This window comes from Dyella sedimenti, assembly GCF_022760995.1.
Taxonomy (GTDB): Bacteria; Pseudomonadota; Gammaproteobacteria; order Xanthomonadales; family Rhodanobacteraceae; genus Dyella; species Dyella sedimenti.
The window spans coordinates 383,786-397,614 of the sequence record NZ_JAKWJO010000001.1 but is presented as its reverse complement, the minus strand read 5'-3'; the positions used below and the strand labels follow the sequence as shown (position 1 = coordinate 397,614).

The following is a 13,829-nucleotide window of genomic DNA, read 5'->3' as shown; positions in this document are numbered from 1 at the left end:
ATAACGCCGTGAGCCATCTCCCCCAGGAAGCGGTCGGCGACCGCTTCGATCCCCGGCTGATGCAGCGGGCGCGCGAGCTTAGCTGGGCCGCCCTGCATGGCATCCGCCAGCGCATGCGGCCAGGCATCGGCGAGGACGAGGCCAGGGCCATGGCCGCCGGGGTGTTCCGCGAACTGGGCGTGGAACGGCTATGGCATCCGGTGATCATCCGCATCGGCGCCAATACCACCCTGACCTACCGCGAACGCTCCGATCCCGGCGTGCGGCTGGGCGAAAACGACATCTACTTCATCGACCTGGGGCTGGTGTTCGACGGCCATGAGGGCGACGTGGGCGACACCTTCACCATCGGCCACGCACCGGAGCGGCAGGCCTGCGCCGATGCGGCGCGCGAATTGTTCCAGGTGGTGGCCGGGGCCTGGCGTGAGCGCGGACTCAGCGGCGAGGCGCTGTACGCCTTCGCCGGCCAGCAGGCCGAAGCCATGGGCTGGCGTCTCAACCACGAGGTGAAAGGCCACCGCGTCAGCGATTTCCCCCATGCGGTCCACAAGGCGGGCGACCTCGGCGAACTGGGCGAGCGCCCGTCCGGCGGGCTATGGATCCTGGAGATCCAGATCGCCCACCCGACCGAACCCTACGGGGCGTTCTACGAAGATCTGCTGACGGCCTGAACCCCTCATCTCTGTGGGAGCGCACCCTGTGCGCGACCGCGACGCCACAGGGGTGCGGGGCCGATACCCGGCTACCTCCCCTGCATCCAGCGCAGCAGGCTGGCGATGAAGCAGGCCGCGATGGCGGACAAGAAGTTCCCCGCCCGTGACTACCGCACCACCATCCACATGAGCGCAATCACCAGCACGATGGCGCCCAATGCCCACCATGCCCAGCGTTGGCCGGCCTGCCCCCAATAGTCCGTGAGAAGGCCGGCCAGAAAAGCAAGGAATTCGCCCATCGATCAGATGCCAGCGGAGGCCAGTTCGACCGCACTGCGCCAATTCAGCGCAGCGCTGCTGACGCGGACTTATACACTCGATCCTTGGATATTCCAGTGATGTAGGCCACGACCATAAACAGGCCCTAGAGCGAACCCGCGAGGATCGCCCGCAGCGCGGCCTGCGCCCTGGCGTTTTCCTCCGGCAGGCCGATGGTGATGCGCGCCCAGTGCTCCAGCGGCGGGAATGCCCGGCCGATGTCGATGCCGCGCTGCAGGAATGCCTTGGCCAGCTCGTGTTGCGGCCGGCCGGCATCGAAGAAGATGAAGTTGGCGGCCGATGCGCTGTGCGGCAGCTTCAACTCCGCCAGCACCGCCAGCCAGCGTTCGCGCTCGCGTGCCACGGCGGTGCGGCTGCGCTCCAGCAGGGCCGTGTCCCGCAGCGCCGCGCCGGCGGCGGCGATGGCCAGCCGGCCCAGCCCCTCGGCGCTGCCCGCGCCCTCCTTTGTCAGCGCGGCCACCAGCGCCGGCGGCGCCAACAGGTAGCCGAAGGGCAAGCCGGCCAGGCCGTGGATCTTGGCGAAGGTGCGGAACACCGCCACGTTGGCACCCTCGCGCACCAGGTCCACCGCGCTGCGCGTGGCGAAGTCCTCGGTGTATTCGAGATAGGCCTCGTCCACGATCACCAGCGTCTTTTGCGATACCTCGCGAAGGAAGCGCTTGAACGCCGCATCGTCGCTGACGGTGCCGCTGGGGTTGTGCGGGTTGACTAGGTAGACGGCGCGCGTCCTGGGATTCACCTTCGCCGCGATGGCCAGAAGGTCGTTGCCCTGGCTGGCGTCCAGCGGCACCGCGACGCTGACGCCGCCCACGCGCGAGGTGGCGTCGACCAGGGCCAGGTAGCCGGGCGTCGAGTAGATGAACTCGCCGCCGGGACCGCCCTCGGTACCCAGGTGCAGGCCCAGCGTATCCAGCACCTCGCCGAGCACCACATGGTCGGCCGGCAGCTTCTCGTAGGCGGCCACCTGCTCGCGCAAGGCGTGGGCGGCGCTTTCGTCGCCATAGCGCACCACCCGGCCCAACTCCTGCTGGATCGCCTGCACGGCCAGCGACGATGGGCCATAGGGATTTTCGTTGAAGCTGAGCCTTACCAGGCTCTGCCCTGTCGCCGTCGGCGCGGCGACCGCCAGCGCGGGACGGCTCCACTCGGGAACCAGCAGGGCCGCGCCCACGGCGGCGCCGGCTCCCTTGAGAAAGCTGCGGCGATCGAAGCCATGCTCGGACATGCAAGATTCCTCAGAAGGTGATGCCAAGGCGCGCATACCAGTAACCGCCGTTGAGGCCGTAGGGCGCGGTGTTGCCATAGTAGCTTTCGCCCAGCGAGGGATAGAACGCCACCGCCGACTTGAACGGACGCGCGTCGAACAGGTTGTTGGCGCCCACCGCCAGGTTCACCGCCGGGGTCAACTGGTAGTTGACTTCCAGGTCGGTGATCCAGCGCGCGTCGAACCATGCGCCGTAGGCCTCGCGGTAGGTGCCGTACTGCGTCTCGTGCAGCAGCACGCCGAGCTTGCCGAGATGCCAGTCGCCGCCGAGGATCAGCTTGCGGTCGGGGCTGCTCTCGGTGATCTCCGCCTGCGCCTCGGCATTGAGCAATTGGTAGGTGGGGCCGAGCGCGCTCAGCTGCGGCGGCGTGGGCACCGTGCTCAGCACGTGCAGGTGGTTGACGTTGCCGGTGAAGGTCCAGTCGACGGAGCCGTAGCGGCCCAGGTCCTGCCGCCATGACGCCGTGGCATCGATGCCGCGGCTGCGGATATCGGCGGCGTTGGTGAAGAACTTCACGCTGTCCAGGCCCGAGTAGCCGTAGCCGGTGAGGATCGAGGCCACCGCCGGGCCGGAGATATAGCCGGTCGCGCTGATGAAGTCGTCGATCTGGACCTGGTAGGCGTCGATGCTGAAATGCAGCGTGTCGGTGGGGTTATAGACCAGGCCCAGGCTGTAGTTGCGCGACCGCTCCGGCTTGAGCGGCGTGCCGCCCAGCGCCGCGGCCACCGGCGAGTTCGCGCGCAGCCACAGCGATTCCACGCTCTGGTAGCCGTTGCCGAGGTTCGCCGTGTTGTAGCCGGTGGTGGCGAAGCCCTCCTGCTGCAATGAGGGCGCGCGGAAGCCGGTGCCGATCGAGCCGCGCAGGGCAAGCGTCGAGGTCAGAGCGAAGCGGCTGCTCAACTGGCCGGACAACACATGGTCCGTATCGCTGTAATGCTCATAGCGCCCGGCCAGGTCCACGTGCCAGCGATCGGTGAGGTCGGTGGCCGCCTCCGCGTAGCCGGCATAGACGTCGCGTTCCAGGTTGACCGCATTGGCCGGCGTATAGCCGTTGAATGCCTGCAGGCCGCCGTTGCGCAGCACGCCGGCATACGGGCCGTCCGGGCTGGCATAGCCGCCGTTGATGTAGGAATCCGGCTCGCCCGCACCCAGTTCGTATTTCTCCCAGCGCTGCTCCAGGCCCCAGGACACCTGCAGCGGCGCGTGCAGTCCCACGTCGAACGCGCGCGTCAGGTCCAGGTTGGTGGTGAGCTGGTCGAAATCCTGCTCGCCGAGATAGAAGCTGGTGGGACTATCCGGTCCCAGCGAGGGATTGAGTGTGTTCTGCCCGTGCAGGCGGGCATGGTCGCGTCCGTAGGTGGTGCTGAGATCCCAATGCCAGCCGCCCCATTGCCCCTTGAGCCCGGCGGTGAACTGGTAGTCGGTCTCGTAGATGTGCCGGTAGGCCTGGAACCCGTTGGGATAGATCTCGGGCAGGTTGGAGACGCTGCCCTCGCCATAGGGCGTGCTCGCCGCCACCACGTCGCGATAGCTCAGGGTGGCGTTGGAATACAGCGCCACGTTGTCGCTCAACGGCAACTCCAGGTTGTAGCCGAGGTTGATCAGGTGGTCGTCGGTGGGCTGGCCGTAGCCCTTGTCGAAATGGCGCCGGTCCACACTCGCCTCGCGCGGATCGGGCGAGCCATCGGGCAGCGGCGTGTAGAACGGGTTGGAGGGGTAAAGCGTCGGATAGACCGGCAGCGGCGCCGGTTTCTGCCGCCGCGCATCCAGCGACAGGTTGAGGAAACCGCCGTCGCCCAGCTTGAAGCCCTTGTTGAACTCTTCCTGCAGGGTGGCGCCGCCGTCGTGGTAGTTCGCGCCGAAGGTGGTATCGGCCTCGCCGCCGCTGTCGTCGCGCTTCAGGATGATGTTGATCACGCCGGCGATCGCGTCCGAGCCGTACTGGGCGGCGGCGGCATCGTGCAGCACCTCGATATGGTCGATGGCGCTGACCGGGATCAGGTCCAGGTCGACCGGCGCGCTGCCTCCCGCGATCGAGGAAACGTTGTTGACGAACGAGGAGGTATGCCGACGCTTGCCGTTGACCAGTACCAGCACCTCGTCGCCGCTGAAGCCGCGCATGGTGAAAGGGCGCACCGAGGCCGAGGTGCCGTAGGCGTTCTCGGCCAGCGTCAGCGAGGGATCGAGCGTGGCCAGGATGTGCTTCAAGCCCACCTTGCCGGTCTTTTTCAGGTCCTCGCTGGTGAACACCGTGATGGGCACGGCGCTGTTGAGCACGGTGGCGTCGCTTTCACCGCGTTCGCCGGTGACCACCACCGTGCTGAGATTCCTGGCATTGCCGGCCTGGTCCTGCGCCATCGACACGGCAGGCAGCCAGGCCATCGCCACAGCCACCGCCAGCACCTTCAACCGCCTCGCCGCCAACGGCGCCCCATGAAAACCCCTGCTTTCCCGAGCCACGACACACCCCGTGCGCAATCGTTTATTTGGACGTCTAGACGGAAAATCGTTGCCGACATTCCGCATCGCACAAGGACCATAACATGACAGTTTTCCTTCAACTCAAAGCATTTCGTCATACCAACATGCCATTTTGGCCATGACGGCAGCCGGCCTGCGCGGACAGACCGGAAAATGCCGGCAACCCCTTGAAAGCCGCGAAATGGCGCGGAAAGCAGGCCCGGCCCGGGGCTTGGTACAATAGGCGGTTCGCCAACCCCGATGCCGCCATGTCCACGCACCTCGACGAAACCCGCCGCCGCCGCACCTTCGCCATCGTCAGCCACCCTGACGCCGGCAAGACCACGCTGACCGAAAAGCTGCTGCTGTTCGGCGGCGCGATCCAGATGGCCGGCTCGGTGAAGGGCCGCAAGGCCGCGCGCCATGCCACCTCCGACTGGATGGCGCTGGAGAAGGAACGCGGCATCTCGGTGACCTCCTCGGTGATGCAGTTCCCCTATGAGGGCCGCATCGTCAACCTGCTCGATACCCCGGGCCATGCGGACTTCTCCGAGGACACCTACCGCGTGCTCACCGCGGTGGACTCGGCGCTGATGGTGATCGACTGCGCCAAGGGCGTGGAGGAGCGCACCATCAAGCTGATGGAGGTGTGCCGCCTGCGCGACACGCCCATCATGACCTTCATCAACAAGCTCGACCGCGAGGGCCGCTCGCCAGTCGAACTGCTGGACGAGGTGGAGTCGGTGCTGGGCATCGCCTGCGCGCCGCTGACCTGGCCCATCGGCATGGGCAAGCGCCTGAAGGGCGTGTACCACCTGCTGCTCGACGAAGTTCACGTGTTCGAGCAGGGCAAGAACTTCACCCGCCAGGATTCGACCATCTTCAAGGGCCTGGATGCACCGGGCCTGGAAGCGGCCGTCGGCGCCGAGGCGCTGGCCGAGCTGCGCGAGGAACTGGAGCTGGTGCAGGGCGCCTCGCACCCGTTCGACGCGGAGCAGTACCTGGCTGGCAAGCTCACTCCGGTGTTCTTCGGGTCGGCGGTGAACAACTTCGGCGTGCAACTGCTGCTGGACTTCTTCGTCGAGCACGCCCCCGCGCCGCGCCCGCGCGCCACGCTGACGCGCGAGGTGAAGCCGGAGGAGGAAGCCCTCACCGGCTTCGTGTTCAAGATCCAGGCCAACATGGACCCCGCGCACCGCGACCGCATCGCCTTCATGCGCGTTTGCTCGGGCACCTACCGCGCCGGCATGAAGATGATGCAGACGCGCACCGGCAAGGAGGTGCGCATCGCCAACGCGCTCACCTTCATGGCCAGCGACCGCGAGATCGTGGAGAACGCCTATCCCGGCGACGTGATCGGCCTGCACAACCACGGCACCATCGGCATCGGCGACACCTTCACCGAGGGCGAGATGGTCAGCTTTACCGGCATTCCCAACTTCGCGCCGGAACTGTTCCGCCGCGCGCGTCTGCGCGATCCGCTGAAGATGAAGGCGCTGCAGAAGGGCCTGGCCCAGCTCTCGGAAGAAGGTGCCACCCAGTTCTTCCGTCCGCTGATGAGCAACGACCTGATCCTGGGCGCGGTGGGCATGCTGCAGTTCGACGTGGTGGCTTATCGCCTGAAGGACGAATACGGCGTGGATGCCAGCTTCGAGCCGGTCACCGTCACCACGGCGCGCTGGGTGCATTGCGACGATGCCAGGAAGCTGGAGGAATTCCGCGAGAAGCACGCCAACAACCTGGCCATCGACGCAGCTGGCGAACTGGTCTACCTGGCGCCTTCGCGGGTGAACCTGCAACTGGCGGAGGAGCGCTCTCCGGCGGTACGCTTCACGGCCACGCGCGAGCATGCGACCTCGGTCGACCTGTAGGCTCCGGATGGCCAGCTTCCGGCCCACGCCGGACTGGCGCCCAGACTGCTAGCCTAGCCCCTCCATCCGCAGGGACCGCCCCGATCCATGCCAATCGCCCAGGTCGCCTTCACCACGCCATCCACCGCCACGCCATGGGAACGCTGGCTGGTGTTCTCCCCCTTGGCGCGCATCGTCTTCTTCACCGTGCTCTATCTCGTGCTTTTCGCGCTGGCTTCGGCCACGGTGAACTGGCTGGGTTTCTTCGCCACCGGCACCACGCATCTGGCACACGCCTGGGCCAACCTCGCCGTGCAACTGGCCGCCACGATCCCGGCCTACCTGGTGCTGGTCAAGGCCATCGAGCGCCGGCCATTGCGAGAACTCGCCCCGCGCGACGCGGTTACGCTGGTCCCTGCCGGACTGCTGCTGGGCGCCCTGCTGTTCAGCGCGGTCGTGCTGGTGCTGTGGCTGGCCGGCAGCTACCACGTCAACGGCACCAACCCCGGGGCTGACTGGCTGCCCGGCGTGCTGACCGCCGGCATCGGCGCCGGCGTGGCCGAGGAAATCATCACGCGCGGCGTGCTGTTCCGCACTGTCGAGGAAGGCCTGGGCACCTGGTGGGCGCTGGCGATCTCCGCGCTGTTCTTCGGTGCCGCGCACATCTTCAATCCCGGCGCCACGCTGTGGAGTTCGCTGGCCATCGCCATCGAGGCGGGCGTGCTGCTCGCCCTGCTCTACCACGTCACCCGCTCGCTGTGGGCCTGCATGGGCCTGCACGCCGCCTGGAACATCATGCAGGGCACGGTCTACGGCATCCCTGTCTCCGGCACCGAGGCGCATGGCTGGCTGGTATCCAGCCGCACGGGACCGGACTGGCTGAGCGGCGGCGTGTTCGGCGCGGAAGCATCGGTGGCTGCCTTGGCGATCTGCTCGTGCGGCTCGGCGATCCTGCTCGCCATCGCGATCCGCCGCCGCTCGATCGTGCCGCCCCGCTGGCGCCGGGCGGCCCCTTGATCGTCATGCCGGTGAAAGCCGGCATCGAACGTTGCCGGTATCCGTAAAGGCGCTGTGTCCCGGCTTTCGCCGGGACGACAGGTACGGCTTCAGGCTGCGTCGGCCAGCTTCTTCCCGTGGTCCTTGCGGCTCACCGCCGCGCGCAGTTCGGCCGGATCGAAGTCGTCCACCGCGATGAACTCGGCCACCCCCTCGCGCACGCGCTTGAGCAGATCGTGCTCCGGCGCGGAGATCACGCCCGCCTGCAGCGCCTCGGCCAGTTGTCCGAGGTAGTCGTGCGACTTGAACTGGCCGGCCTTCTGCGCCTTGCCGAACTTGCGCTCCACCGGCTCGGCCGCGATCACGTCCGGCAGCAGGGCGTTCATGCGGCCGATGGTGTTGTTCGCGGTCGGCGCGAGGTAGGCCCATTCGGTGAGGCGGTCGCGCGCCTCGCCCGGCGCGGTGATGAGAGCGGCGACGCGGCGGCCCAGGCGGTCCGACGGCGGTACCTCGCGGCGCCCCAGCGGGAACACCAGCACGCGCAGCAGCCACGACACCGGCTTCACCGGGAAATTGCGGATCGCGCCGTCCAGCGCCATCTGCGTACGCCACATGCATTCGTGGAAGGCCCAGGCCAGCAGCGGACGATCCGCCTCCGGACGGCCGGTGTCCTCGTAGCGCTTGAGCATCGCGCTGGCGATGTACAGGTAGCTCAGCACGTCACCCAGGCGCGCGGAGAGCTTCTCCTTGAACTTCAGCTTGCCGCCGAGCACGCCCATGAAGGTGTCCGCACACAGCGCCAGCGCCGCCGAGTAGCGGTTGAGTTTGCGGTAGTAGCGGCGCGTGTACGCGTCGCCCGCCGTGTCGCCGATGCGCGAACCGGTGATGCCCAGCGTAAACGCGCGCACCGCGTTGGAGATGCCGAAGCCGATATGGCCGAACAGCGCGCGGTCGAACGTTCGCAGGCGGTCACCGTAGTCGGCGATCGACAGCGCTTGCATTTCCTTCAGCACGTAGGGATGGCAGCGGATGGCGCCCTGGCCGAAGATCATCAGGCTGCGCGTCATGATGTTGGCGCCCTCCACCGTGATGGCGATCGGCACGCCCTGCCAGGCGCGGCCGGCATAGTTCTTCGGGCCTAGCTGCACGCCCTTGCCGCCATGCACGTCCAGCGCATCGCCGGCGATCACGCGGCCCCACTCGGTGGCGTGGTACTTGGCGATGGCCGAGGGCACCGCCGGCTTCTCGCCGCGGTCCACCGCCGCCGCCGTGGCGCGCGACAGCGCGGCCGTGGCGTAGGTCAGGCCGCCGATACGGGCCAGCGCTTCTTCCACGCCCTCGAAGCGGGCGATGGACAGACCAAACTGCTTGCGCATACGCGCATACGCACCGGTCGCCGCCACGGCAGCGCGCACGCCACCCGTCGCGTTGGATGGCAGCGAGATCGCGCGCCCCACCGACAGGCATTCCACCAGCATGCGCCAGCCATGGCCGGCCATGTGCGGGCCGCCGATCAGCACCGACAGCGGCACGAACACGTCCTTGCCATGCAACGGACCGTTCTGGAACGGGATGTTCAGCGGGAAGTGGCGGCGGCCGATCTCCAGGCCAGGCGTGCTGCGCGGCAGCAGCGCCAGCGTGATGCCCAGGTCTTCCTTGTCGCCCAGCAGCTTCTCCGGGTCGTACAGGCGGAAGGCCAGGCCCACTACCGTGGCGATCGGCGCCAGCGTGATGTAGCGCTTGTCGAAAGTGAGCTTCATGCCCAGCGTCTCGATGCCGTCCACCACCTGCTTGCACACGATGCCGTAGTCGGTGATCGAGGTGGCATCGGAGCCGGCGTACGGGCCGGTGAGCGCGAAGCACGGGATTTCTTCGCCAATGGCCAGGCGCGGCAGGTAATGGTTCTTCTGCTCGTCGCTGCCGTAGTGCAGCAGCAGTTCCGCCGGGCCCAGCGAGTTGGGCACCGCCACCGTCGAGGCCACCGTGGCCGACATGGTGGCCAGCTTCTGCAGCACCGCCGAATGCGCCAGCGCCGAGAAGCCCAGGCCACCGTACTGCTTGGGGATGATCATGCCGAAGAACTTGTGCTTCTTGATGAAAGCCCAGACCTCCGGCGGCAGGTCGGCCAGCTCGTGGGTGATCTGCCAGTCGTCGATCATCCCGCACAGTTCCTGCACCGGACCATCGAGGAAGGCCTGTTCCTCCACACTCAGCTCGGGCCTGGGCTGCTTGAGCAGCTCGTGCCAGTCCGGCTTGCCGGAGAACAGCTGGCCCTCGAAGCCCACCGTGCCGGCTTCCAGCGCGGTCTGCTCCGTCTCGGACAGCTTCGGCGTCACCTTGGCGAACATCTTCAGCAGCGGCGCGCTGATCTGCTTGCGGCGGAAGCCGTCCAGCAGCAGCGGCACCGCGATGGCCAGCTCGATCACCAGCAGCACGAAGGTCGTCCACGGCGTGCCCGCGAGCACGCCGACCACGAGGGTGGCAGCCACCGTGGCAATCGCCCACGTACGCAGGCTGCTGCGGTGGTAGGCACAGGCGCCGGTGGCAATGAGCGCCGCCAGCAGGGTCAGGATCACGGACATTACTTGCACCTCGTTACGGATGACTGGGCGGATCTGGGAGGATTCATACGGCCACCGCATCGTTGCGGTCGGCCTGGGAAAGCTGGCCCACGAAGCGTGCGATCTCGCGGGTGAATGCGTCGTTGGCGTCGCCGGCCACCATGTGCGTGGCGCGCGGCAGCTCCACGTGCTCGGCATGCGGCACCAGTTGCAGGAACTCGCCAACCGTGTCGCGCGACACCACGTCGCTGCGCCCGCCGGACAGCAGCAGCACCGGCACGCGCACCTTGGCGGCAGCGGCCATCAGGCGCGGCTGGTAGCGCTCGCTCTCGCGCACCAGGCCGCCGCCCAGCAGGGCGGGATCCCAGTGCCAGCGCAGGCGCCCGTCCTCGCCCTGGCGCAGCAGCGGACGCAACTGGTCATCGCTCTTGCGCCCGGCACGATGCGGCAGGTAGCGGGCGATTTCCTCGGCCGCCTCGGCATAGCTAGCGAAGCCTTCCGGGTGCGCCTGCATGAAGGCGAGGATGCGTTCCACCCCGGCGGTCTCCCAGCGCGGGGTGATGTCGACCAGCACCAGCGCACGGAAGGCGTCCGGGTCGATCTCGCCGGCCAGCACCAGGCCCAGCAGCCCGCCCATCGAGGCGCCCACCAGGATCGGCTTGCGCAGCTCGGCATGCGCCAGCAGGCGCAGGTCGCCGATGAACTGCTCCATGTGGTACTCGCCATCGGGCGCGCGATCACTCTCGCCATGGCCACGGGCGTCGAAGCTGACGCAGCGGTAGCCCTGCGCCGCCAGCGCGGCGGCGGTGCCGCGCCAGGCGCCCCGGGTCTGGCCGAAGCCGTGCGCGAACAGCAGCGTCGGCGAACCCGACGGGTGGCACACCTCCACGGCCAGCGCCAGCCCTTCCGCAACCGGAACGTGGGCGAGATTTTTTTCGGGTGGCGGTATCGATACCATACGCACGAGTATGGATTGCGGCAAACCGCCACGTCAATATGCGGCGCCGCACGGCCTCCTCACCGATTCAACGACTTGCCGGCCGCATCCATACGGACCTGTCGACTGGGGTACCATGCGTGCATGAATGCAAGCGCCAAACCCGAACGTACCCGCCTGTCCGCCGAGGACTGGGAAGACGCCGCCCTCCGGCTGATCGCCGACCAGGGCGTCGGCGCCCTGGCCGTGGAGGCCCTTGCACGCCAGCTGGGCGTCACCAAGGGCAGCTTCTACTGGCATTTCCGTACCCGCGAGGCGCTGCTGCAGGCCGCGCTGGAACGCTGGGAGCAGTACGGCGAGCGCGAGGTGATCGCCCAGATCGAGGCCATGCCCGATCCCCGCGCGCGCCTGCCCGAACTGTTCCGCCGCGTCGCCCACGAACTGGCGCCCCACCGCGTCTACGCCGCCTTGCTCAAGGCGCTGGACCATCCCCAGGTGGTGCCGGTGATGGCCCGCGTGTCGCAGCGGCGCATGGAGTTCCTCACCACTATCTACCGCGAGGCCGGCCTGCCCGCCGACGAGGCGCTGAACCGCGCCCGCCTTACCTATGCCGCCTACGTGGGTTTCCTGCAGCTCAACTTCACGCTGGGCCTGCCGCGCATCAGCCACGACGAATTCGACGCCTACGTCGAGCACATGATCCGCACGCTCACTCCCGCCTGAACGGCGGCGCCGACGCCGGCACCCAGCGCCGCCCATCGGGCGGCGTTTTTCCTTGCCCATCCACGAGCAGTCCACCTACCCAAGTGGTCTGCCATGCCCTACCTAACTTTCGGCCAGGGCAACGATTTGTCCCGCGCCCAGTTGCCTTTGCTGCACCCCACCTTGCCATGCCAGTATCCGCAAGTTAGCGTTTTCGCTCTCTTTTATTCCAAGACCAGAGCGAGGACCCGATGTCGAGCAAGCTGGAAGCCCTACAGCGCTGGGTGGAAGAAACGGCCGCCCTGACGCGCCCGGCGCGGATCCATTGGTGCGACGGTTCCGATACCGAGTACCAGCAACTGGTACAGCAAATGCTGGCGACCGGCGACCTGGTCGAACTCAACCAGCAGACCCACCCCGGCTGCTACCTGCACCGCTCGCACCCGTCGGACGTGGCCCGCGTCGAGCACCTGACCTTCGTCTGCACCGAGGACCCCGAGGACGCCGGCCCCAACAATCATTGGATGGCCCCGGCCGAGGCGAACGCCAGGATGGACGCGCTGTTCGACGGCTGCATGGAAGGCCGCACCATGTACGTGGTGCCCTACTGCATGGGCCCGATCGATTCGCCGCTGGCCCGCTGCGGCGTGGAGATCACGGACAGTCCCTACGTGGTGGCGAACATGCGCACCATGACGCGCATGGGCGCGGCGGCACTGGAGCGCATCGAGCGCGAGGGCCTGGCCGCGGGCCACCCGTTCGTGAAGGGCCTGCACTCCATCGGCGAATTGGATCCGGAGCGCCGCTTCATCATGCACTTCCCCGAGGCACTGACCATCAAGTCCTACGGCTCCGGCTACGGCGGCAACGCCTTGCTTGGAAAGAAATGCCACGCCCTGCGCATCGCCAGCTGGCAGGCCCGCAGCGAAGGCTGGCTGGCCGAGCACATGCTGATCGTCGGCATCGAGAATCCCAGGGGCGAAACGCACTACGTCGCCGCGGCCTTCCCCTCGGCCTGCGGCAAGACCAACCTCGCCATGCTCATCCCGCCGGAGGGTTACCGCCGCGACGGCTGGAAGGTGTGGACGGTAGGCGACGATATCTGCTGGATGCGCCCCGGCGAGGACGGCCGCCTCTACGCCATCAACCCCGAGGCCGGCTTCTTCGGCGTGGCGCCAGGGACCAGCGGCGCCACCAACCCGAACGCGCTCTCGACCGTCGCGCGCGACACCATCTTCACCAACGTCGCCCTCACCGCTGACCGCCAGCCATGGTGGGAAGGCCTGCCCGGCACGCCCGCCGTCGATTGGCAGGGCCGCCCCTATGACCCCGCTAACGGCCCCGCCGCGCATCCCAACTCGCGCTTCACGGTGAGCGCCCGGCAATGCCCGGCCTGGTCGCCGCGCGCGGAGGATGCGCAGGGCGTGCCGATCAGCGCCATCGTGTTCGGCGGTCGCCGGCCCTCGCTGGTGCCGCTGGTGTTCGAGGCGGACGACTGGGCCCACGGCGTGCTGGTCGGCGCGGCGATGGGCTCGGAAACCACCGCCGCCGCCACCGGCGCGGTGGGCGTGCTGCGCCGCGATTCCATGGCGATGAAGCCGTTCGCCGGCTACCACTACGGCGACTACTTCCGCCACTGGCTGTCATTCGACCGGCCGGGCGCGAATCTCCCGCGCATCTTCCACGTCAACTGGTTCCGCAAGGACGAGCAGGGACGCTTCCTGTGGCCCGGCTACGGCGACAACCTGCGCGTGCTGGAATGGATGATCGACCGCATCGAGGGCCGCGCCGAGGGCGTGCGCACGCCGATCGGCACCGTGCCGGCGGATGGCGAGCTGAGGCTCGATGGCCTGGCGCTCGACCGCCATGCGCTCGATGCCTTGCTGGAGGTCGACCCCGCCGGCTGGAGCGAGGAGTTGGCCGCCATCGGCGACTACCTGCGCAGTTTCGGCGAACGCCTGCCCGATGAACTGCACGAACAGCAGCGGCGCATCGCCAGGGCGCTGGAGATCGCGGTAACCGCCTGACCGCTCCTGCCTTCCTGTGGGAGCGCACCCTGTGCGCGA

9 protein-coding genes and 1 pseudogene are annotated in these 13,829 nt (G+C 67.9%); 5 read left to right on the top strand and 5 right to left on the bottom strand.

Features of this window, described 5'->3' with window-relative positions; genetic code table 11:
- The first annotated feature begins 8 nt into the window (after nucleotides 1-8).
- Nucleotides 9-671, top strand: a complete 663-nt coding sequence (locus MJ605_RS01780) for a M24 family metallopeptidase (RefSeq protein ID WP_243039139.1) — start codon at nucleotides 9-11, stop codon at nucleotides 669-671.
- A gap of 149 nt (nucleotides 672-820) precedes the next feature.
- Here the strand turns inward: MJ605_RS01780 and MJ605_RS19255 are convergent, their stop codons facing one another.
- From MJ605_RS19255 to MJ605_RS01770, 3 genes are all read right to left on the bottom strand, one after another.
- Nucleotides 821-952: a hypothetical protein gene (locus MJ605_RS19255; protein WP_279237360.1), complete on the bottom strand. Its 132-nt coding sequence runs from the start codon at nucleotides 950-952 to the stop codon at nucleotides 821-823.
- A 125-nt stretch (nucleotides 953-1,077) separates the two neighbouring features.
- On the bottom strand, nucleotides 1,078-2,217 hold the full coding sequence (locus MJ605_RS01775; RefSeq protein ID WP_243039138.1) for a pyridoxal phosphate-dependent aminotransferase: 1,140 nt from the start codon (nucleotides 2,215-2,217) through the stop codon (nucleotides 1,078-1,080).
- A 10-nt stretch (nucleotides 2,218-2,227) separates the two neighbouring features.
- Entirely contained in the window at nucleotides 2,228-4,660 is a 2,433-nt protein-coding gene (locus tag MJ605_RS01770; RefSeq protein ID WP_243039137.1) for a TonB-dependent receptor plug domain-containing protein, read from the bottom strand.
- Between the two features lie 326 nt (nucleotides 4,661-4,986).
- On the opposite strand from MJ605_RS01770, the gene MJ605_RS01765 reads away from it, so the two are divergent.
- Both MJ605_RS01765 and MJ605_RS01760 read left to right on the top strand, forming a co-directional pair.
- Nucleotides 4,987-6,588 (top strand): peptide chain release factor 3, encoded by a 1,602-nt coding sequence (locus MJ605_RS01765; protein ID WP_243039136.1) that lies wholly within the window; start codon nucleotides 4,987-4,989, stop codon nucleotides 6,586-6,588.
- A gap of 87 nt (nucleotides 6,589-6,675) precedes the next feature.
- Nucleotides 6,676-7,584 (top strand): CPBP family intramembrane glutamic endopeptidase, encoded by a 909-nt coding sequence (locus MJ605_RS01760; RefSeq protein WP_243039135.1) that lies wholly within the window; start codon nucleotides 6,676-6,678, stop codon nucleotides 7,582-7,584.
- Nucleotides 7,585-7,673: 89 nt separating this feature from the next.
- Here the strand turns inward: MJ605_RS01760 and MJ605_RS01755 are convergent, their stop codons facing one another.
- A complete protein-coding gene (locus tag MJ605_RS01755; protein ID WP_243039134.1) occupies nucleotides 7,674-10,145 on the bottom strand; it encodes an acyl-CoA dehydrogenase in 2,472 nt (823 codons plus the stop codon).
- Nucleotides 10,146-10,188: 43 nt separating this feature from the next.
- Nucleotides 10,189-11,082, bottom strand: a complete 894-nt coding sequence (locus MJ605_RS01750) for an alpha/beta fold hydrolase (RefSeq protein WP_243040000.1) — start codon at nucleotides 11,080-11,082, stop codon at nucleotides 10,189-10,191.
- 123 nt (nucleotides 11,083-11,205) lie between these two features.
- Between MJ605_RS01750 and MJ605_RS01745 the strand changes: the two genes are divergently transcribed.
- Nucleotides 11,206-11,784, top strand: coding sequence for a TetR/AcrR family transcriptional regulator (locus MJ605_RS01745; protein WP_243039133.1), 579 nt, complete (start codon nucleotides 11,206-11,208; stop codon nucleotides 11,782-11,784).
- 221 nt (nucleotides 11,785-12,005) lie between these two features.
- Nucleotides 12,006-13,790: pseudogene (locus MJ605_RS01740) on the top strand (phosphoenolpyruvate carboxykinase (GTP)); the annotation flags it as partial.
- Nucleotides 13,791-13,829: the final 39 nt, after the last annotated feature.

What these genes read in the sequence shown, in the direction of transcription:
- MJ605_RS01775 (WP_243039138.1), bottom strand. Translation starts at nt 2,217, where the DNA reads ATGTCCGAGCATGGCTTCGATCGCCGCAGCTTTCTCAAGGGAGCCGGC.
- MJ605_RS01755 (WP_243039134.1), bottom strand. Translation starts at nt 10,145, where the DNA reads ATGTCCGTGATCCTGACCCTGCTGGCGGCGCTCATTGCCACCGGCGCC.
- MJ605_RS01765 (WP_243039136.1), top strand. Translation starts at nt 4,987, where the DNA reads ATGTCCACGCACCTCGACGAAACCCGCCGCCGCCGCACCTTCGCCATC.
- MJ605_RS01750 (WP_243040000.1), bottom strand. Translation starts at nt 11,082, where the DNA reads ATGGTATCGATACCGCCACCCGAAAAAAATCTCGCCCACGTTCCGGTT.
- MJ605_RS19255 (WP_279237360.1), bottom strand. Translation starts at nt 952, where the DNA reads ATGGGCGAATTCCTTGCTTTTCTGGCCGGCCTTCTCACGGACTATTGG.
- MJ605_RS01760 (WP_243039135.1), top strand. Translation starts at nt 6,676, where the DNA reads ATGCCAATCGCCCAGGTCGCCTTCACCACGCCATCCACCGCCACGCCA.
- MJ605_RS01745 (WP_243039133.1), top strand. Translation starts at nt 11,206, where the DNA reads ATGAATGCAAGCGCCAAACCCGAACGTACCCGCCTGTCCGCCGAGGAC.